Source organism: Legionella londiniensis, assembly GCF_001467825.1.
GTDB lineage: Bacteria > Pseudomonadota > Gammaproteobacteria > Legionellales > Legionellaceae > Legionella_A > Legionella_A londiniensis.
In genome coordinates this window covers 80270-100334 of sequence record NZ_LNYK01000001.1, presented here as the reverse complement: position 1 = coordinate 100334, position 20065 = coordinate 80270, and the positions used below count along the sequence as shown (strand labels likewise).

Below are 20065 nucleotides of genomic sequence, written 5' to 3'. Positions count from 1 at the left end.
TCCTTCATTAATTATGTTCATCCAGCCAATCATACATGACAGCATTGGCAAAAGTTACATTTCCAACCTGACAATGGGTACTGGCGCCTTCAAAATCACTAAATTTATAATAATGAGCATTCAGTTTATTACAAAACTCATCAAATTGCTTTTCTGGCTCCCCTCCCTCACTGGCACCGATAAGCGCAAGGCATGGGCAATTGATGTTTTTTAGTGCGCTGCCAACTTTAAATTCTTTTAAATAGATAAAAGTATCCTTAAATGATCGGCGTCCATAACGAATCATTAACTGTTCGCTGCGAACCTTCATCTCAGAAGGAAACTCTGACTCAGGAATATTGTTCAAATCCTCAATACGGAAGTTATTTTCATCAGGCATTTCTGCCGGATCCCCGCCAATAAAAGAGGAAAGATAAGCATGGACATCCAACACCGGTGAATTGGCGATCAATGCCTTGATCCTTGGTTCATGGGCAGCCGCTCGGGTTGCAAAATAACCGCCTATGCTGATGCCCAAAAGAGCCAGATGATTCATGTCAACTTCCTCGCGAAAAGCAAAATAATCAATGACCAGTTTCACCACATTCTCAAAATCAGGCTCAAAAAAAGTATCCGGGTATTTGCGAAAAACATCCATCTGACCTGGGCCTGCAAAATGAATGACATTATAGTTACGCTCTACGGCAGCCTTGCCGCGCATGAGGAATTCTTCTTCCAGGGTGCCGTCAAAACCACTGACAATCATAATCGTTTTACGTTTTTGGCCATCATTTGCCGGCGAAATAAAATAAACCGGGATATGAATATTTTTATAGGCAATCGCATGGGTTTCAAAGTGCAAATCCATGCTGCCAAGCGCTGCAATGAAACAATCAGCAGATTTAAGCCCCAGTTGCCGGTGGTGCTCGGAAGAACAGGGTGAATAATATTCTGCGGCACGAAAGGAATTGCATGCCTTAAAGAGCTGCTCACGTCCGCTGATGATATGATTTTTCGCCAGGCGGTCGAAACCATCCTGTTTTTGCCATTCTGCCTGCTCTTCAAATGCCTTAACCCATTTCTCAGGGTCGGCCTCCTGCATTCGGTTAGCAATATTCAGGCATTCACCTACGGATGCGGCTTTATATGAGGTAGATCCAAGCTGGCGAATCATTTGAAAATCCATTTCAGGATCTTCAAAACCCCTGATGCGTATGCTGCCTCTACTGATATCACTCATAACGATTTCCTTATGCTTAGATGATTAAACTTGAAAATATTTTTCATAGTGAAGCCTGACCAACTCACGATCTGCTTTTATGGGCAGGCATTCTTCCGCTGCATTTTTCAGTGCCCGCGCATGCTCAACGAGAACAAGCTGATGAGTTTTTTCTGCGATTGCGGCATGGATATTCACAATCATTTGCATCATATGAAGGGTAACATTGCGATCACGGCTAACATAAGGCTGAATTCGGCTGAAAATCATATCGCAAAATTCACTGAACAAAATGGGTTTTATGATCAAGCGCAGGTTGTCGTCCTTATCATAGCGGTAAGGCGAATGTTCACAGGTTTTCGATGCTTGTTCTAAAAATAACTGCAACCAATCGATGGTTGTCATCGCTGTAAAAGGATCGTTAACGCCCGGAGACAAGGCGCGGGCAATAATTTCAACCATTTCATTGACCAGAAACAATATATCCTGTTCCTGATTACGCCTATGCCCAAAAGCAAAGGCGCTGATGCATTCTCCCGCTAGAGAATCAGTGATTTTTTCTTTGGAATAAACATGAATAAGGGTCGTTTTTTCGGTAACGTATGACCCGGGACGTACTTCAAGCTTCAAGATCACTTGGTGATTCCTGGCCGTCTTGATTAATGAATTACCATCTAGGATGCGGATATAACCATGCGTTGTAGAAACAATCGCATCATAATGCTGATGAAGCGTATCTTGAATATCCACGTTTTTATCCGGGCATTCCTTACCAATATTCATGGGGAATAAATGTCCCACCTGCCGATTCAAGTCCTCCCCAACCTTAGCGATCACATTGGACATGTTAATGCTTTCGGGGATATGGTGAATAAAATAAATTAAGACTAAAATACTGCAGAATGTCAAAATGACTGCAATCAATAAAGAAACTTGCGGTACAAAGGCTTCTCTTCCTATCGTAACAAATAGTCCCCCTTCTGCTGTATTTAATACATTGCGCAAGGTCATTAAACAGTAAACATAGGTTGCGATAAAGGTGCCAAGCGTTATCTGGTTAGGCCTGTCGCGCATAAAATTGGAGGTGAGTCTCGGGCCTATTTGGCTTGCAGCAAAAGATACGGCAAGAATAGTCATTGAAAAAGTAACCCCTGCCACGGTTATCATGGATGAGGCGATGGTCGTTAAAAAAGCGCGGGCTCCTTCAGGATTATTGTAATGAAACAAGCCTAGTTTCCGCAGCCAAGTAGGAGACAGGTAATGATCAATCTGCATGGCAACGATAGAAAGCAAGATAGCCATGACAGTCATCAGCAAAGGGATATACCAATAACTGGCTCGTAAAGCAGCATAAAAATTTAAAATCCTTGTTTTCATCACCAGTCCCTGTCGAATCAAACGCCTTTTAACTCATTATTGCATTTTTACTTCAAATCGCCAGGTATATTTTAAATCACCGCATTCTGCGATGCCTGCTCGTTTTTGCAGATGCAGTGTTCGCGTTGGATAAGCACATTGTGCGTGATTCGCGGTTCGATTTGTCAAATCATCCTGGGCAAAAATAACGTCATTGACGATTTTTGATGATTACAGCCAAAAAATAGCCAGGGCAGGCAAGGCTGTAAGCAGTACCACAATTTCCAGCGGAATGCCAAGCCATAAATAATCAAAAAATTTATACCCTCCAGGTCCCATGACAAGGGTATTGTTTTGATGACTGATGGGCGTGAGGCAAGAACAGGAAGCGCCAATACTGATGGCAATTAAAAATGCGTCGGGGCTCATATGGAGCAGCTCTGCAATATCAGCGCCAATAGGCGCCATAACAACAGCCGTTGCCGCATTATTCATAAAATCCGATAAAGTCATGGTGATAAGGAGTAACAAGGCAAGAATGAGAATGACTGAGCTGCCTCCTGTCATTGACAACAGGGAATTTCCTATCATTTTTGCAGCTCCGGTGTTCTTCAGCGCATCGCCCAGCGGAATTAAGGCACCAAGAAGAACAATAATAGACCAATCAATACTTTTGTAGACTTCACGTATTGGAATTACGTTACAAGCAACCATCAACACTACGACAAGAGTAAAAGCGACTTCAATCGATAAAATCTGCAATGAGGTTAATAAAATTCCGCCAATAAAGAATGCCAAGGGCAAAACAAGGCTTCTTTTAAAACCCACGTTAATCGTTCTTTCTGCCAGAGGAACAAGCCCAAGGTTAATGATTTGCTCACGTAAATCTTCTCCCGGCCCCTGAATTAACAATACATCTCCCGGATTAAAATTTACATGGTTTAACCGTTTTCTAATTCCTTTCCCCGACCGCGCAACGGCAAGCAGGTTCAAGCCATATCTTGATCTCACTCGAAGCCTTTGCCAAGAACGGCCTTGCAACCTGGAGCCCGGAGTCACCACAGCTTCAATGGTATTGATCTCTTCACCACGCAGGCTTTCAGGTGAAATAATTTCTCCCTGGCTTAATTCCAGGTTTCCCTGGATCAGCAGGTTATTTAAATCCTCATGAGAAGCTTCTATGATTAAGACGTCATTTGCCAAAAGCTCCTCTCTGCTGTGCACCACCAGTTTTTTCTTACGCCCTCTGATTAACCCCAGTATGGAAAAATCCCCTTCGATGAATTGCTCAAGCTCAGCGCGCTTCATTCCTGCCACAGGAGAATTCTCCGGAATACGGATTTCAGTAATATAATCCTGAATGGGATACATTTCGCTTGTGTCGCCAGAAGCCTTGCGCCGTTCGGGAACAAAACGCCAACCAATAAAAATGATAAAAACCAAACCGCCCAATGCGACCGCAAACCCGACAGGGGTAAAATCAAACATGGAAAAAGGCGTGCCGGTCAAGGTTTCTTTATAAGAAGAAATCAAAAGGTTTGGCGGGGTTCCTATTTTGGTTGTCATGCCGCCAAGTATGGTTGCAAACGATAAGGGCATCAGTATCTTTGATGGGGACAATTTTGCGCTGATAGCACCCTGAATGGCAACGGGCATGATAAGCGATAATGCCCCAACATTGTTCATAAATGCTGATAAAACAGCAGCCAAAATACAAATTGAGCCTATCAGCAAGAAGGGAGATGCCAATACAGGCTTCATAAAACTCAATATCTGCTCAACGAGACCCGCTTGGATAATCACTGAAGAAATCACCATGACTGCTGCAACGCTGATTACTGCAGAATTGCTGAATCCTAAAAAAGCTTGGGAAGAAGGCACAAGGCCTGTAAAAACGAGAGCAAGAAGGTTCATTAAAGCTACTGTATCATAGCGAAAATACCCCCAAACAAACATTACGATGGTTATGGCCAGTATCAGAAATAACAGATATGCGTCATGCATCATCAATCCCTGAAATAATTTCTCTTGCGGGCAAGAGAGAATTATAGGCCATAAAAGCCTAAAAAAATAAATAGATTTTTTAAGGCTTCCTGGTAACCAATTTCGTCACGTTTTAATGAGGGGCTGTTGGCAAATCAACCCAGCGCCTAACTGTTCTTCATCTCTTATTGGGAAATTGGCGGCTCAATAGATAGCATCTTTTCTTTTGAGAAAGGATGTTCTTGTTTGCCGGTACAGTGAGTTAACTGTATTTTGTGTTGCGCCTTTCCATAGCAAACAATGACCAGGCCTGATTTGTTATAAACAGTAACAGTGATATTACTCATAACATCTTTGCTGAGATTTTCAACAAAGATATTGACCCGATAACCTTGAGGATTACCGTCTTGTTCCAGTTTTTTTCGTATGCATTTCGCTAAATCAGCACCCACCTGATTTTCAACCTCATAACACTGATCCATCGCCTCGATAACCAGAGCCAACTTTTCCTCCCCTTTTTCAGCCTGCGCCGGGATAAGGAAAGTAAACAAGAGAATGAGTCCAAATATATATTTCATTCCATCTATTCCTTTCCATTTTAACAATTTACTCAAGAACCAGCTAAATTGATCCATTTCTGTTCCTGAACCTTTGCAATCCCTAACCACAAAGGGGATCTTCCGAATAGTTCAATTATAGTACACTTGGACAGATCAAATCGGCATATCATCAAAATCAGAATCGAAATATTTAACAAGAGTGATGCAAACCTCGAACGCTTCATTAAAAAATGATTTTTTAATCCTTTAGTATTTTTGTTTTTTCATGAAGTTCCAGCTTTTGGCGGTATCCTGCCCTCCCTAAAAGATGAAACGCCACGGGGGCGGTCAGAATCAGAAAAAATATAGCCATCAACAGTTCAATAGCAACCAGCCAGTCTGCAAAAAAAAGCACAGCGCCGCCCAAGACGAGGCCTGCGCCCAAGGTTCCTGCTTTCGCGGAAGCATGCATACGCAAATACAGATCAGGCATCCTTAGAATGCCCAGAGATGCAATCAATATCAACCCCGCCCCTGCAATCAAAAAATAATCGCTAAATGGTATCATCCCTCTTTTCCTTTTCTTTGAGCATTTTTTCCAGGTATCGCGCATACATCGTACTGCTTAAAAACATCACCAAAGCCAAGGCAACCACAATATCGAGAAAAATGGCCTGCTTTTTATAGATGCTAAAGAAAGCAATAGAAGCCATTAACAAATTAGCCAGCAAATCAAGCGCCACAATCCTGTCCGCCAAACTTGGGCCGAGCGCCATTCTAACAAGACAGAACACATAAGCCAGAGCTATGGCAAATGCAGAAAGCCAGAATAAAAGACTCATGGCCAGATCACCCTGATTGGATATTCAAATTTTTTACGCAAACTCTTAACTAACTTCTCTTTATCCGTAAAAAACATGGTATGCAGCAACAGATTTTTTTTATCTTTAGAAATTTCCAAAGTCAAGGTTCCAGGAGTCAGGGAGATAATATTGGCAAGGACAGTGATTTGTATATTATTGGTACAGCTAAGAGGAAAATAGAGTATTGCAGGTTGTGCCCGTAACCCAGGCATTAATACCACAAAGGCTACTCTCAAATTAGCCCAAATAATTTCATAAGAAACAAAAAAAATAAACATCACAATATAAATCATCCTGTATAACGTTTTTCTTACAGAATCCATGATTGCCCCTATTCCTGCTGAAGTAATGCCTGAGCCGCAGCATTTGCGACGGCATACAGTGTTTCCGGGAAAAAGCCTATAAACAACGTTATGAGTCCAAGAAAAATAATTGGCAAATAAAAAAACATGCGCTCTTGCAATGGAATATTTCTGGTTTTAAATTGCGCGGGTTGCAAAAAAGCATAACGCCAAATTTTTATCATGGAATATAATGTGAAAAAACCTACGGCGAGCGCAATGACAGCGCTCATCCAAAAACCGCCTGCCAGAGCCGATTTTAAAACGAGGAATTTTGCCCAGAATCCTGAAAAAGGGGGCATGCCAGCCAAAGACAAGGCCGGAATTAAAAACAATATGGCAAGCAGCGGTTTTTTACCCAAAAAATTGCCCATCTTGCGTAAGTTCACATGCCCGTTATAACGGCTGATTAAGCCTGCAATTAAAAACAGGTTGGTTTTGACAATGATATGATGAACGATATAGAAAATACCGGCGCTTAATGCCAGAGTTGTACTCATTGCCAGGGCCAGGGTCATATACCCTACCTGTGAGACAATATGAAAAGATAGAATCCGGCGAATGTGAAAATCAGTCATTGCGCCAAATACGCCTCCCAGCATGGTGAAGCAGGACACAAACAGTAAAATTTCCATGAAATGCGCGCTGGGAGAAAAAAACAAAGTGGCAGTACGCATTAACGTATAAATACCAACTTTCGTCAGTAATCCTGCAAAAATCGCACCCACGGTTACACTGGTTAAGTAGTAGGAATCAGGCAGCCAAAAATAGTACGGAAACAGTGCGGATTTAATCGCAAGAGAAACAAGCAATAACGCAATAAACGGCAAAGCAACAGCCGAGTTTTGAGAATCATGAAACCAGCCTGCCATGTCATACATATCCAGCGTTCCGCTCAGGCCGTATAAAAAACTAATGGCAAGGAGCATAAGCAAAGTCGCAAGGATATTCAGTCCAATATAATATAAGGTACCCTGCAAAACCTTTTCTTCATGGGATAAAGTCATTAAAACGAATGAGGCCATGATCATCACCTCAAACCAGACATACAAATTAAATAAATCTCCGGTAGAAAATGCCCCGGTCACCCCGCATAGCATAAACCAGAAAGCGGGATAAAAAATGCTGATTTTGTGAATGGTGGTATCAACAAGGCTATACATGGCTGTGGCAAAAACCGTGACAGCAGTTACAAGCAACATCAAACTTGAAAAACCATCCAGCAGGAATGAAATGGCAAAGCCTGAAGGATAACCGCCAATCCGCAAAACAAGGCGGCCATCTAATTGCACTGTCCTAAATACATAAATAGACACGAGCAGGTAAATCACGGCACCAAGGATATGGAGCAACCGCTGTCCCCTTTCGATTTTTATAGAAAGCAGTGACACTAACGCAATTGCAAAAGCGCACAGTAAAGGAAAACAGGCCAGATCAGCCATCATGGCGCCTTTTTTTTCTTGTTTTAAACATCGAAAGCGGCATATCCCGCAAGGTGTGACTTTTGCGGTAAAGTTCACGCAAAACAATTAAGGAAAAAGCAATCAGCGCAAACGATATAACAATTGCTGTTAAAACCATGGCCTGCGGCAAGGGGTTACCAAGATTTCCGCCGCCGTCCTTACCGATGAACGCGGGCAGGGAAAAATAAACCCGGCCCAGCAAAAGAATATTCACATTGATTAATGAAGAAAAAAGAATCAAGCCATATAACCAGCGGTTAAGCTGGGTACTCATCAATAAATAGACTGAAACAGCAATTAGCAAAGCCAGCAGCACAGTTACAATATTCACTGCGAACGCTCCAAAGCAATCAATATGCACAGCACAGAAAAACATACAACAAGATAAACCCCAACATCAAACGTTATTGCAGAATTGATGAAATGCTCAAAGCCTCGAAGTGCGGTAAAACTCATAAACACTTTTCCCGCAACCAACCCTGAAATACTGCTTAAAAGCATTAAAATTAAGCCAAATCCTAACCAGGTAACGGGTGAAAAATAAATAATCTGCTGCACGCGATTTACTCCATAAGCCAAAAGATATAAAGAAAAAGCAGATGCGGCAATTAAGCCCCCAATGAAGCCACCGCCCGGGGCATTATGGCCGCGCAACAATACCCACCAGGAAAAAACGAGCATCCAGGCCAATAAAAGACGGGTAATGGTCTGTAATATGACTGATCTCATTTTCTCTTTCTCCATCCCGTGCCCAAAAGTGAAAAAATCCCCAATGCGCCAACAAGCAACACTGTCGTTTCTCCCAGGGTATCCAGGGCTCTAAAGTTAACCAGTATGGCATTCACCACGTTTGCCGCATAACTTTCAAAGACGCTGTTGTCGAGATAATATCGGCCAATCGCGTTATCGAAAGGCATACTGAGTACACGCTCAACCCCTATGCCAATCAACAAACCAAAAAAGACAGCAACACAAGCCCTGCTGAAGCAATGCCAATTGGGCTCCGAAGCGATATTCGGCCAGTTTATAAGTCCCGACAGGGTGAAAACAATCAAAATGACCATCAAGGTCTCAACCAGTGCCTGGGTCATTGCCAAATCAGGCGCGCCTTGCGTCACAAAGAAAAAAGCAAGCCCCAATCCAAAAACGCCGAGCGCGATTAATCCGCTGATAAATCGCCGAATCAGCAATATTGGGGCCGCTGAAAAAAGAAGCCAGGCAGATAAGCTCCAAAGCAAGGGAGAAGAAGGTAGAAAAGATCCGGTAAACAAGAAATTCCCGCTTTCATATGCCATTAATACGCAAGTAGAAAGAAAGGCAAGCATCAGGTACCGATTCATATATCCGTGCTGAAAAAGCGTCGTCCACAGCTTTGCCGTTAAAACGCTGCCTGTTAAAAGCACCTGCAAAATACGTTCGGGAAAAATCCAGCGCAATACGTTTGTTTTAATAAGTATAAAGCGTATCTGATACTTCACGAGATAGATGAGCAAGGCGCCGCTCAGGGTAATGATGCTCAGTATCAATGACGGACGCCAAATCTCCACGTGAAAAGGCAAACCCATTGCTACCTTGCGGCCAAGAATGGCTTCAGCAGCAGGAGAAAGAATGTAAAAATCCAGGGTGTTGGTGAATAAACTCAGGATAATTGTTACCACTGCCAATATAAAAGCATTCACAGACATGTTCATGTCCGCTTCACGCACCTGATGAGGCCGCTTCTTGCCCCAAAAAACGTTCAGCACCAGGATAAAAGCGATGGCAGCCATCATCATATTGGCTAAAAGGATGATAAAGGTTTGTATATAAGCTGCAGCGGGGATATTTAAACTCGCCTCATAAAGCATTTCCTTAACATAAAACCCAAGCAATGGCGGAAGCCCTGCCATGGCAGAACCCGCGACGCACATGGCAAGCATTGTGATTGGCATGGCATGATGCAATCCTCCGACCTGCTTTAGGTGGCGGGTTCCTGTCTGATGTTGTATATCTCCCACGGCCATGAATAAATTTGCCTTATATAAGGCATGAACCAATAAAAATGAAACCGCAGCCTTGATCATCAATTCATGATTACTGGCAAGGGTCACAACCAGTGATCCCAGAGCGGTAATTGTGGTGTAGGCAAGGATTAATTTCATATCGTAATGTTTGAACGCAAATAAGGCGCTTGTCAGCATGGAAATGCTGCCTATCAGGGCCAGGCTTCCAAACCACCACTGCGATTCAGCGAAGAGGGGATGAAAACGTGCCAAAAGATAAATTCCAAGTTGTACCATGGTTGCAGAATGAAGATAGGCGCTCACAGGAGTAGGCGCACGCATGGCTCCAGGAAGCCAGAACCCAAATGGAAACTGGGCAGATTTTGTAAAAACACCGATTAAAAACAGGACAAAAATCCAGGGAAATAATGGCTTGTTTACTATGGAGGAATATTTGACAAGTTGATGAATCTCATGATTACCGCTCACCTGGATGAGCAATACAAAAGATGCCAGCAGGCAAAGCCCCCCTATTGTTGTGATAAACAATGCCTCGATCGCCGCCTTTCTTACGGTACGATAGCGGTGCTTAAGACCAATAAGGACAAATGAACAAATGGATGTGATTTCCCAAAATACAAATAAGGTCAAAAGATCGTTTGCACAAACTGCTCCGGTCATGGCCGCCATAAAAATAAACAAGACGACATAATAACCGCTTAGATAATCATGATTACCAAAATAAGGCTTGCTGTAAATCACTATTGGAAAGCCGATGCCGCTGATGAGCAAAAGCATTAATTGACTTAAACCGTCTATGCGAAAAGCAAAAGCAATATGCATGGATTGGAACCAGGAGAAACTGATGGCAGGCAATTGACCATGAGCTATATTTGAGCTTTGGGACAGGGTAAGGCAAAGCATCAAAAAAGGGACCAGTCCGAGACACCATCCCGACAGATTGCCCTGAACCAGCCTGACTATAAGCGGGGCCATGGCTGCCGCAAGCAACGGCAGCAATAGAAGGGTTATTATGATCATCGCCTTATAAAAGACAATAATGAGAAATTTTGATTAAGAATGACATAGACATCCGCTGTCCCCCGGTTCAATTAAAAATCCATTGTATAACGTAATTTAAAGTTACGAAAGGAAACTGCAGACAGCCTGCCTCGAGCATTGGGGCATCATTGTAAATACCGCTGCATGTCATTCATCAACAATTGCACCAAGAATACAAAAAATAAGATTATAGCCAAGCGATGCAACAATATTTCCATGGCGATAGACATCGGCCTTCCACGGATTTTTTCAATCATTGCATAAAAGATAGAACCGCCGTCAAGGCCCGGTATGGGCAAAAGGTTGATAACAGCGACTGCCAAACTCAGGTTGCCGATAAAATACAAAAACATCCGAAGCCCCTGTGTAAAAGAAGCAATCATTTCTGTAAACAGCCCAAGCGGACCAAGGAGCACGCTGATGGGCAATACCCCTGCTGCTAATTGTTTCAGTAAAACAAGATAGAAGGCGATTAATTCATATAATTTTTCAAATGCCTTCCTGGCTGCTTGCCAAACTGGTAAACCCGAAATCTTAAGATGATATTTTTTATCCGTGTCCGGCTTGACGCCGATAAGCTTAAATAACGTATTATTTTTGCGATTGTATTCCCATCGGGTTAAATCAAAATAAGCCGTCCGTTTTTTACCTGCCGGATCCATGATTTCTACCAGAACATCCTTCTCGCCAAGATTCATGATAAAAGCCATCGCAACCTGCCGCCAGGATTCGGCAGGTTGGCCTGCAATGGATATGAAACGGTCTTTTTGTTGCATGCCCGCTTGAGCTGCGATACTGTTTGGCCTGACATAGGCGCTCACAGGCAATATGGTTTTATATCCGATGAGATAAATGAACAAAAAAGCAAACCAAGCAACGAGAATATTAACCAGTGCGCCAGCTGAAAGAATGATTATTCGCTGCCAAACATGTTTTTTATCAAAACAAAATCGCTTGTTTTTTGGCTCTACTGCATGATGGCGGGAATTGAGCAGAAGAACATATCCTCCCAAAGGCCATAATCCCCATACCCATTCTATGCCTCTCCGGCTGGTCTTTTTGAGTAATGGTTTGCCAAAACCAATGGCAATGCGCTTGATTTTTACGGCAAATATTCGCGCAGCAATAGCATGGCCCGCTTCATGCAGGCCAACAACCGCCAGTAAACTGATGATGATTGCAAGTACGGCGTAGACAACTGTCATTCTGCACCATAATATGTTTATCGGGTATTATCAATCACCAATTTTAATATAGGCGTGCTCGGCCGTCTCGTTAATTCATATTGTTCACGATGTACTTCAAAGGTACGGTATACGTCCATTGTTTCGCTATCAACAAGCTCCACATCATCACCTTGCTCATCGACGAGCGTCATCGTCAGGCGCATTTCACGAAACTGGCAGATTTGATATCGCTCCTTAAATAATTCTATAACTCTGCAGAGACTTTCAATCGCCTCTTCACTATTGTGCTTCCCCTGAAAAATGATATCCATATACCCTCCGCTACCAGTAAATCACGGCTTTATCACCGGGCTAACTACAATAGCGGCGCCAAGTAAAAACAACTTTAGAAAAACGATTAATTTTGAGCAATTTCATCATATAATAAACAAAATTTCGCCAGGTTTTTTGTTTGAAGCACAAAGTCGGAATGAGTTGGGCAATTTGATTTTTTAATCCTGCTTTCAGCAGTATTTTTTGGCAGAAAAGCCCCATTGCGGGCAAAGCTTGTTGTTGAATCATATTCATTCAACAGACACCATGGCAACACACTGAAAAAGTACAAATTTAATGCATGTTTACCAAGGTTAAATCTGTTTATTGGGAAAAAGTCTATAATTATGACAAACAATAGTTTACAATTCTTTCATTATTGCTGACCTTCTATCCCTTTACCTATGGTGTTTGTTGCTTGTGGAATTAGTCATAAAACTGCGCCTTTGGAAGTGCGGGAAAAAATCGCGCTGCCATTGGAACGCCAGGATACGCTTCTGAATCAATTAGTCAGCTTGCCTGCAATCAATGAGGCTGCCATTCTTTCTACCTGCAATCGCACTGAAATTTATTGCGATGCGGAAAATGCGAGCCCCATCATTTCCTGGCTTGCAGGAGAACGCCAACTTAATCCGATACTGATTTCTCCCTATTTTTATACGCACCAGGGCCATCATGGAATACGGCACACCCTTCGCGTTGCGAGCGGCCTTGATTCAATGATGCTTGGAGAGCCGCAAATTTTGGGCCAAATGAAGCAAGCCTATCAACAGGGTTGCCTGGCCGGTACGGTCAAAAATAATTTACGCCAGGTTTTCCAATATATCTTCCAGGCCAGCAAGCGAATTCGCAATCGAAGCGGTATTGGCAATACCCCCGTGTCAGTCGCTTTTGCTGCCGTACAGCTTATTAGCCAATTCTTGCCAGACTTTTCATCGCTGCGTGTCCTGATTATTGGATCAGGAGAAACCTCATCCCTGGTTGCTAAATACCTCTTCAAGCAAGGAACAAGGCACTTTATGGTTGCCAGCCGCAGCCATGAAAACGCCAAACAGCTTGCTACTTCCCTTGCGGGAGAAGCGTTGACTATTACCGATATCCCGCAATATTTGGCGAAAGCGGATGTGGTCATTTCTGCCACTGCCTGTCCCTTGCCTTTTATCAGCAAATCGCTGGTTGCTGAAGCGATGCATAAACGCCAGCATCAACCCTGTTTTTTTCTGGATTTAGCGGTGCCCAGGGATATTGAACCCGATGTTGGGACTTTAGCGAACGTGCACCTTTATAATATCGATGATTTGCACATGATGGCTGAACAGGGTATGGTTGAACGCCGCCACGCGGCCCTGCATGCAGAAAAGCTGATAGAACGCGAATTGGATAATTATATCCGTTGGCACCGCACCCTTAAGGCTAAGGAAATTATTTGCGACTATCGCAGCCAAATGCAACGTCTGGCTGAGCAAGAATTACAGCGTGCAAAACAAAAACTGGCTGCGGGACATTGCCATCATCAGGTACTGGATGAATTCAGCCAACGGCTGCTAAAGAAATTAACCCATAACCCTACCGTTGGATTACGCCAGGCAGCATGGGATAATCGTGCCGATATCCTGGGATTTGCCCAATACCTTTTTAACTCATCAGAAAACCACACCTCATGAAAAAATCACTGGAACTCAAACTCGAACAAATGTATGAACGCTTTGAAGAAGTAGGGCGCCTGTTGTCTGATGCGAGCATTATTGCGGATCAAAACCAGTTTAAGGCGCTTTCCAAAGAATATGCGCATCTTGAACCGGTTGCCTCTGCCTTCGAGCAATACCAAAAAGCAAATTCCGAGCTTAAATCATTAGAAGACATGCTGCACGGTGAAGATAAAGAACTAGCTGCGATGGCTCAGGAAGAAATAGACGCCGCAAAAGAAAAACTTGCCATCCTTGATGAAAAACTGCAACACCAGTTAGTCCCCAAAGACCCTGCTGATGAGCGGAATGTGTATTTGGAAATCAGAGCCGGTACGGGCGGAGATGAAGCGGCCATATTCGCAGGCGATCTGTTCCGCATGTACAGCCGTTACGCCGAAACCCAGGGCTGGCAAGTGGAAATCTTAAGCGCCAGCTATGGAGAACATGGAGGCTTTAAGGAAATCATAGCCAAAGTCAGTGGGCATAATGTCTTTGGACAATTAAAATTTGAATCGGGCACACATCGCGTGCAACGGGTTCCTGAAACAGAGTCGCAGGGCCGGGTTCATACTTCTGCCTGCACAGTTGCCATATTGCCCGAAGTCGACGAAGTTGATGAAATTGTCATCAATCATGACGATTTACGCGTTGATACCTACCGTTCATCCGGTGCCGGCGGCCAACATGTCAATAAAACAGATTCTGCAATTCGAATTACCCACCTCCCCTCAGGCATTGTCGTGGAATGTCAGGATGAGCGCTCTCAGCATAAAAACCGTGCTAAAGCATTGGCGCTTTTAAAAACAAAATTGCTTGATATAGAACAAAGCAAACAAAAACAAGAACAGGCTCTCTCCAGAAAACTGCAAGTGGGCAGCGGGGATCGCTCTGAGCGTATCCGCACTTACAACTTTCCGCAAGGGCGGCTGACAGACCACCGCATTAATTTGACTCTTTATCAATTGCCGGAGGTTATAGCCGGCGATTTGTCCCCGGTCATTGATGCCTTAAAGCGTGAACATCATGCCGAATTACTGGCTGAATTAGGTGGACATGATTGATGTAAAAAATGCTTTACAGTTTGCCATTCGTTTGTTATCCGGCACTGGTTCTTCTCCTCAACTTGATGCAGAAGTCTTGCTTTCGCATGTTTTAAACATGACGCGTGCTTTTTTGTATACCCATCCCGAGCATGCCTTAAATGAAACGCAATGGAAGCAATTTCAATGCTGTTTAAAGCAAAGACAAGAAGGCATGCCCGTTTCTTACATTACTGGCAATCGCGAATTCTGGTCGCTGCCGCTTAAGGTCAGCCCCGACACCCTCATACCAAGGCCTGAAACCGAACTTTTAGTCGAATTGACCTTAAAATTGGCTGGCAATATTCCCCATGCTTCTCTTTTGGATCTTGGAACCGGCAGCGGGGCTATTGCGTTGGCACTGGCTTCTGAAAAACCTGCCTGGAACTTGTTGGCAAGCGATGCCAGTAAAAAAGCATTGGAAATTGCCTGTCAAAACGCAAAAAATTTAAATATCAGCAATGTTACTTTTATTCAGTCTGACTGGTTTTCAACTATTCCACAGCAACTGTTTGATGTCATCCTCTCCAATCCCCCCTACATTGCTGACCATGATCCGCATTTGTTGAATGAAGAAATTCGTTTTGAACCCCGGGATGCCCTGGCAGGCGGCGCTGACGGGCTGGAAGCGCTACGCCATATCATTGCCAGCAGCGCTTCATTTCTCAAGGTCCATGGCTGGTTATTGCTAGAGCATGGTTATAACCAAAGTGAATCAGTTGCAAGCCTGCTTGAGCAACACGGTTTTCAATTTATTCAAAGTTTTCAAGATTGCCAGGGCCATTATCGGGTTACTGGCGGACAATTGCAAAAATTGCACAATGAATTTAATTTTTAGATCTCTTGAAGTAAAAAAATAGTCTATAGTTGATGAATAACAGGTTTTTTGGTATATCTAGCCCTTTTCTTTCATAGGGATATGACAGGAAAAGTGAATGGCAGCAGGAGGCGATTATGCCCAAGCAATTACATGATCTAACCAATAAGAGTGAACTTAACGTGAAAAATGATGCAGTCAGTAGCATGGGAATAGCCCCTTATCTGGAAACAGAGGGCGAAGAGTATATGAATGAAAAGCAAATTGCGCACATTGAGAAAATATTGCTTGCATGGCGTCAATCATTAATGGAAGAGGTTGACCGTACCGTCATGCATATGAAAGATGAAGCGGCGAATTTCCCTGACCCTTCTGACAGAGCAAGCCAGGAGGAAGAGTTCAGCCTCGAGTTACGCACAAGAGATCGTGAACGCAAATTGATTAAAAAAATCGAAGACGCCCTGGAAAGGCTTCGCGACGACGATTTCGGTTACTGCGAAGCCTGTGGCGTCGAAATTGGTCTGCGCCGCCTCGAAGCCCGGCCTACCGCCACGCTTTGCATAGATTGCAAAACACTTTCCGAAATTAAAGAGCGGCAAAATCAGGGCGGTTAATTCTGAAACCGTGACATCAATAACTGGACACATATCCTGGCCCGGATTAGACAAAATCATAATCCGGGATTACCTGCCTGATTTCCGCATCAAGCTTCGTGAATAAAGGCTACTTCATCAATGCCATCAGATAGCCATCAATTCTTCAATTTTTTGCAGATACCGCTTAAGGCATCCCTGATTCAGCTTAAGAAACTCGGAAGCTTTAGCAATCTGTTGAGACCGCATGGTTTCATTATGGAAGAGATTAATCATGGCACTGATGACGTTATCGGCATTTGAAGCAATACAAATTGCCCGCTCCTTTAATAACTCTTCACAAATGCTTCTAATATTTTGAATATAGGGTCCGCAAAAAACAGGAACCCCTGCTGCAATAGGCTCAAGCAGGTTATGACCGCCAACCGGCACTAGGCTGCCGCCAACAAAGGCATAATCACTGATTTTATAAAAATGACGCAACTCACCCAAAGAATCCAGGATGAGAACCTCAGTGTTGTGATTGATGTCCTGACTTTTACTTCGCAAAGCAGTGTTTAAGCCCAACTGCTGACTCAAGCGGTAGACAGACTGAAACCGTTCGGGGTGACGAGGGGCTATTAATAACAAGATGTGAGGTATGGCAGATTTTAACTGGTTATAGCGCCCAAGCAGTTGCTCTTCTTCATTATCATGGGTACTTGCAGCAATGAATACGGGCCTGTTTACTCCTATGGCATATTTAATTTTTTGATATATATCGCTTTCGTCAACCGTGGTTTGCAAATCAAATTTCAGATTGCCAATCGCCGCAACATGCAAAGCCTGCGCACCAAGCATCATAAACCGTTCGGCATCGAGCTTGCTTTGCGCCAAAATTCCAGAAAGCTTGGCAAGAAGCGGTTTAAAAAAGAATTTGAATCGCTGATAACGCTTAAAGGCACGATCAGATATCCGTGCGTTAACGATTAAAACAGGAACCTGCGCTTTTTGCGCTTGATTAATCAAATTCGGCCAAAGCTCCGTTTCCATAATCACGCCTATGCGGGGAGTATATTTTTTAAAAAAAAGGCGCAAAATAAAAGGCAGATCGTAGGGAAGATATTGGTGTTGCACCCTGTTGGCAAATTGTTCTAAAACACGTTGTGAGCCCGTGGGCGTCATTGTGGTGATTAATACCCTGAACTGCCTTGCAAGAAGCTCGTTAATTAATGGCGTGGCCGCAATAACTTCGCCTAATGAAACTGCATGCAGCCAGATATCCACTTTTTCTGGTTGTGAAATCAACATGAAGCGTTCATGGATTCTTTTGCGATAGGCTGCCAATCCTCGACCTTTCCAGTAAAGCCGTACTAAAATTAAAGGGATGGCAAGATAAAGAAATAAGGTATAAATGCGGCGCATAAGCAATGGGTTCTCATTTGGCTGAAAAGCTTTTCTATTCTATTTTAAGTCTTTTAATTGTCAATTTTTTGTCAAATATTAGCATATCTTGTATAAAAAAAGAGATTTACCGCTAGAATATGATTAAGGATAAGCGTTACTTCGGAAAAAAGATTAAGCGCTTTGTTTACTTATGAAAAAAAATTACCTGGGAACACATAAATACATGATGAACTTACGCCAGTTTTTTCTCACCCAGGCATGGTGGGGGAAACTGATCGGCGCATTTTTAGGCTTTCTCATTGCAGGCCCTGTGGGGGCTTTGGTTGGCATTCTTATTGGTAATTTTTTTGACAAGGGCCTTACAGAGCATTTTACCAATCCTTTTTGGCCCTATCACATAGAAACAAATCAGGATATAAAAGCTGTTTTTATTGAAGCGGTTTTTTCCATTTTAGGCCATGTTTCCAAGTCAGATGGAAGGGTTTCCGAAGAGGAAATTCGCCTTGCAAAAATGTTGATGCATGAATTGCGTCTTAACTCCAAACAGAAAAAAGAAGCCATCCACAACTTTAATCAAGGGAAAAAAACCAACTTTAACCTGGTAGAAATGCTGATAAAACTCAGAATGATTACCCGGGATAACCCCGAACTGCTGAGAATATTCATTGATGTTCAATATCGAGCGGCTCAAATAGACGGATTAACGGAAAACAAAATTCAATCTTTGAATGTCATACTCAAATCATTAGGTTTTGCGCCCCTCTATGACCAATATCGATTCTATGAAGATTTTTTCCAATACAGGCCTCACTATGGGAATGAATCTAGAGGCTACCAATCCGGCAATCGTTATTATCATTCTCAGCGAAAGCAACAAGCCTCAGAAAGCACGCTAGCCCAGGCATACGCCCTCCTGGAAACGAGTCCCGCGAGCAGTGAGAAAGAAGTCAAGCGCGCCTACCGCAAGATGATTAGCCGCCACCATCCTGATAAATTAATCGCACAGGGGCTATCAGCGGAAATGATTAAAAAAGCAAACGAAAAAACGCAAAAAATTCAAAAAGCTTATGAGCAAATTTGTAAGAGCAAAGGATGGAAATAAATCAAAAACAGCTCACTTCGCCCGCCGCCATCCAGAGCAAGCGAATCAGCATCGGCTTGCTCTGGAGTGACACGATAAAAGCGAACATTTACAAAAAAATTCAATCTATCTATTTAAACTCAATTCCGGCGCGGGCAAGAATTTCTTTTGCTTTTTCTGCCATGATCTGATGAGCCGGTGCGGTAGGATGGACTGGATCAAAAAAGAGATAACCGGTGCAAGCATCGGCTTCAATTTTTGGCTTCACCCGAGAAACCATGCGCAGTATGGTTTCCTGGCCAGAAGGTTCATCCATAAGCGCCTCATAGCAGGTATCTGTAATGTTGGTAAACCCATATTTTTCCGGCTCGGTGAAAACGTCGCCAAGGATTTTATCTACATCAAGATAAACCCATTGGACATCAGGGTAGAGGCTTTGTAAATGCTCGATTTCTTGTGCTAAAACCGCATTATGCCGCTTTGAATAAGCAGTCAGGACTTCAATTGCCTCGAAATCCCGCGCAATCGGCGTGCGCCCCAAATCAGGAAGGTTTACAACGAGAATATGCTTTGCCCCTTTATTGGCAAGCTTGGCCAGGCTGGATTTTATGCCAGAGTTGACGCGTTTGATCGCTGCCTCCCAATCGTCTGGGATAGCCAGATAATTATTGGCTCCTATCCATACCACAAATAAGCTCTGCTCATCTGCCTTGTCTTGATGGGCAAGCAGGTAGCTTTCAATTTCGCTTTGCAGGGTAAACAAGGAATCGTCAGAATCTTCTCCTTCGCCAAGAACACCGGCTCCGCCAAATGCATAATCCTGTAAATGGCTGCCTGTATCATTGGGATAATAATTCTTGGCCACCAGTTCAATCCAAACAGGCCCATTGCTGAACCGCCCAGAGTAATAGGGAGGAGAAACAGGCAATTGCCGTTTCATATATTCATAAAGGTTACCGTTATCAGAAAGACTATCTCCAAAAACGACAAGATTATTTAATGGCGTTGCAATAACACACCCGGAGAAAAAAAGACCGGCTAAAGCACTGAAAATTTTCATGCTTATCCTTAAAATAGTTTAAAGAAAAATTATAAACGTGAACCCGAGCCATTGGAAGATAATGATATTATTTTA

The 20065-nt window shown here is 43.2% G+C and carries 21 protein-coding genes; 5 read left to right on the top strand and 16 right to left on the bottom strand.

Annotation, left to right across the window (positions count from 1 at the left end):
• Window positions 1-7: 7 nt before the first annotated feature.
• The 14 genes from Llon_RS00500 to Llon_RS00435 form a co-directional block, all read right to left on the bottom strand.
• Complete coding sequence (locus Llon_RS00500; protein WP_058528117.1) at window positions 8-1219, bottom strand: alpha/beta hydrolase family protein; 1212 nt, start codon at window positions 1217-1219, stop codon at window positions 8-10.
• Between the two features lie 24 nt (window positions 1220-1243).
• Window positions 1244-2575: a DUF2254 domain-containing protein gene (locus Llon_RS00495; RefSeq protein ID WP_058528116.1), complete on the bottom strand. Its 1332-nt coding sequence runs from the start codon at window positions 2573-2575 to the stop codon at window positions 1244-1246.
• A gap of 210 nt (window positions 2576-2785) precedes the next feature.
• The gene (locus Llon_RS00490) at window positions 2786-4558 is read right to left on the bottom strand and encodes an SLC13 family permease (RefSeq protein ID WP_115336882.1); all 1773 of its coding nucleotides are present in this window, start codon (window positions 4556-4558) and stop codon (window positions 2786-2788) included.
• A gap of 164 nt (window positions 4559-4722) precedes the next feature.
• Window positions 4723-5115 carry a hypothetical protein gene (locus tag Llon_RS00485; RefSeq protein WP_131754646.1) on the bottom strand — a complete coding sequence of 131 codons (393 nt, stop codon included), beginning with the start codon at window positions 5113-5115 and terminating at the stop codon, window positions 4723-4725.
• A gap of 220 nt (window positions 5116-5335) precedes the next feature.
• On the bottom strand, window positions 5336-5644 hold the full coding sequence (mnhG, locus tag Llon_RS00480) for a monovalent cation/H(+) antiporter subunit G (protein WP_058528113.1): 309 nt from the start codon (window positions 5642-5644) through the stop codon (window positions 5336-5338).
• Window positions 5631-5918: an MrpF/PhaF family protein gene (locus tag Llon_RS00475; RefSeq protein ID WP_058528112.1), complete on the bottom strand. Its 288-nt coding sequence runs from the start codon at window positions 5916-5918 to the stop codon at window positions 5631-5633. The genes mnhG and Llon_RS00475 overlap by 14 nt, the downstream gene beginning before the upstream one ends.
• On the bottom strand, window positions 5915-6262 hold the full coding sequence (locus Llon_RS00470) for a Na+/H+ antiporter subunit E (RefSeq protein WP_058528111.1): 348 nt from the start codon (window positions 6260-6262) through the stop codon (window positions 5915-5917). The genes Llon_RS00475 and Llon_RS00470 overlap by 4 nt, the downstream gene beginning before the upstream one ends.
• Before the next feature lie 8 nt (window positions 6263-6270).
• Window positions 6271-7722, bottom strand: a complete 1452-nt coding sequence (locus tag Llon_RS00465; protein ID WP_160149086.1) for a complex I subunit 5 family protein — start codon at window positions 7720-7722, stop codon at window positions 6271-6273.
• On the bottom strand, window positions 7715-8074 hold the full coding sequence (locus Llon_RS00460) for a sodium:proton antiporter (protein WP_058528110.1): 360 nt from the start codon (window positions 8072-8074) through the stop codon (window positions 7715-7717). The genes Llon_RS00465 and Llon_RS00460 overlap by 8 nt, the downstream gene beginning before the upstream one ends.
• Window positions 8071-8472, bottom strand: coding sequence for an MnhB domain-containing protein (locus Llon_RS00455; RefSeq protein ID WP_058528109.1), 402 nt, complete (start codon window positions 8470-8472; stop codon window positions 8071-8073). The genes Llon_RS00460 and Llon_RS00455 overlap by 4 nt, the downstream gene beginning before the upstream one ends.
• Window positions 8469-10766 carry a hydrogen gas-evolving membrane-bound hydrogenase subunit E gene (gene mbhE, locus Llon_RS00450; RefSeq protein ID WP_058528108.1) on the bottom strand — a complete coding sequence of 766 codons (2298 nt, stop codon included), beginning with the start codon at window positions 10764-10766 and terminating at the stop codon, window positions 8469-8471. The genes Llon_RS00455 and mbhE overlap by 4 nt, the downstream gene beginning before the upstream one ends.
• 146 nt (window positions 10767-10912) lie before the next feature.
• Window positions 10913-11992, bottom strand: a complete 1080-nt coding sequence (locus Llon_RS00445) for a M50 family metallopeptidase (RefSeq protein ID WP_058528107.1) — start codon at window positions 11990-11992, stop codon at window positions 10913-10915.
• 17 nt (window positions 11993-12009) lie between these two features.
• Window positions 12010-12285, bottom strand: a complete 276-nt coding sequence (locus Llon_RS00440; RefSeq protein WP_058528106.1) for a hypothetical protein — start codon at window positions 12283-12285, stop codon at window positions 12010-12012.
• 86 nt (window positions 12286-12371) lie between these two features.
• Window positions 12372-12545 carry a hypothetical protein gene (locus Llon_RS00435; RefSeq protein WP_157079296.1) on the bottom strand — a complete coding sequence of 58 codons (174 nt, stop codon included), beginning with the start codon at window positions 12543-12545 and terminating at the stop codon, window positions 12372-12374.
• Window positions 12546-12690: 145 nt separating this feature from the next.
• On the opposite strand from Llon_RS00435, the gene hemA reads away from it, so the two are divergent.
• The 4 genes from hemA to dksA all read left to right on the top strand — a co-directional run bounded on the left by hemA (window position 12691) and on the right by dksA (window position 16484).
• The gene (gene hemA / locus Llon_RS00430) at window positions 12691-13950 is read left to right on the top strand and encodes a glutamyl-tRNA reductase (RefSeq protein WP_058528104.1); all 1260 of its coding nucleotides are present in this window, start codon (window positions 12691-12693) and stop codon (window positions 13948-13950) included.
• Window positions 13947-15035, top strand: a complete 1089-nt coding sequence (prfA, locus tag Llon_RS00425) for a peptide chain release factor 1 (RefSeq protein WP_058528103.1) — start codon at window positions 13947-13949, stop codon at window positions 15033-15035. Before hemA ends, prfA begins: the two co-directional genes overlap by 4 nt.
• Window positions 15028-15891, top strand: a complete 864-nt coding sequence (gene prmC / locus Llon_RS00420) for a peptide chain release factor N(5)-glutamine methyltransferase (RefSeq protein WP_058528102.1) — start codon at window positions 15028-15030, stop codon at window positions 15889-15891. The genes prfA and prmC overlap by 8 nt, the downstream gene beginning before the upstream one ends.
• A 116-nt stretch (window positions 15892-16007) precedes the next feature.
• Complete coding sequence (gene dksA, locus Llon_RS00415; RefSeq protein ID WP_058528101.1) at window positions 16008-16484, top strand: RNA polymerase-binding protein DksA; 477 nt, start codon at window positions 16008-16010, stop codon at window positions 16482-16484.
• Between the two features lie 126 nt (window positions 16485-16610).
• Here dksA and waaA read toward each other — a convergent pair whose 3' ends face one another.
• Window positions 16611-17867, bottom strand: a complete 1257-nt coding sequence (waaA, locus tag Llon_RS00410) for a lipid IV(A) 3-deoxy-D-manno-octulosonic acid transferase (protein WP_058528100.1) — start codon at window positions 17865-17867, stop codon at window positions 16611-16613.
• Between the two features lie 208 nt (window positions 17868-18075).
• Here waaA and djlA point away from each other — a divergent pair, with 208 nt between their 5' ends.
• A complete protein-coding gene (djlA, locus tag Llon_RS00405) occupies window positions 18076-18951 on the top strand; it encodes a co-chaperone DjlA (protein ID WP_058528252.1) in 876 nt (291 codons plus the stop codon).
• A 109-nt stretch (window positions 18952-19060) separates the two neighbouring features.
• On the opposite strand, the gene plaA is transcribed toward djlA, so the two are convergent.
• Window positions 19061-19990 carry a GDSL family lysophospholipase PlaA gene (gene plaA, locus Llon_RS00400; protein ID WP_058528099.1) on the bottom strand — a complete coding sequence of 310 codons (930 nt, stop codon included), beginning with the start codon at window positions 19988-19990 and terminating at the stop codon, window positions 19061-19063.
• Between the last annotated feature and the right edge of the window lie 75 nt (window positions 19991-20065).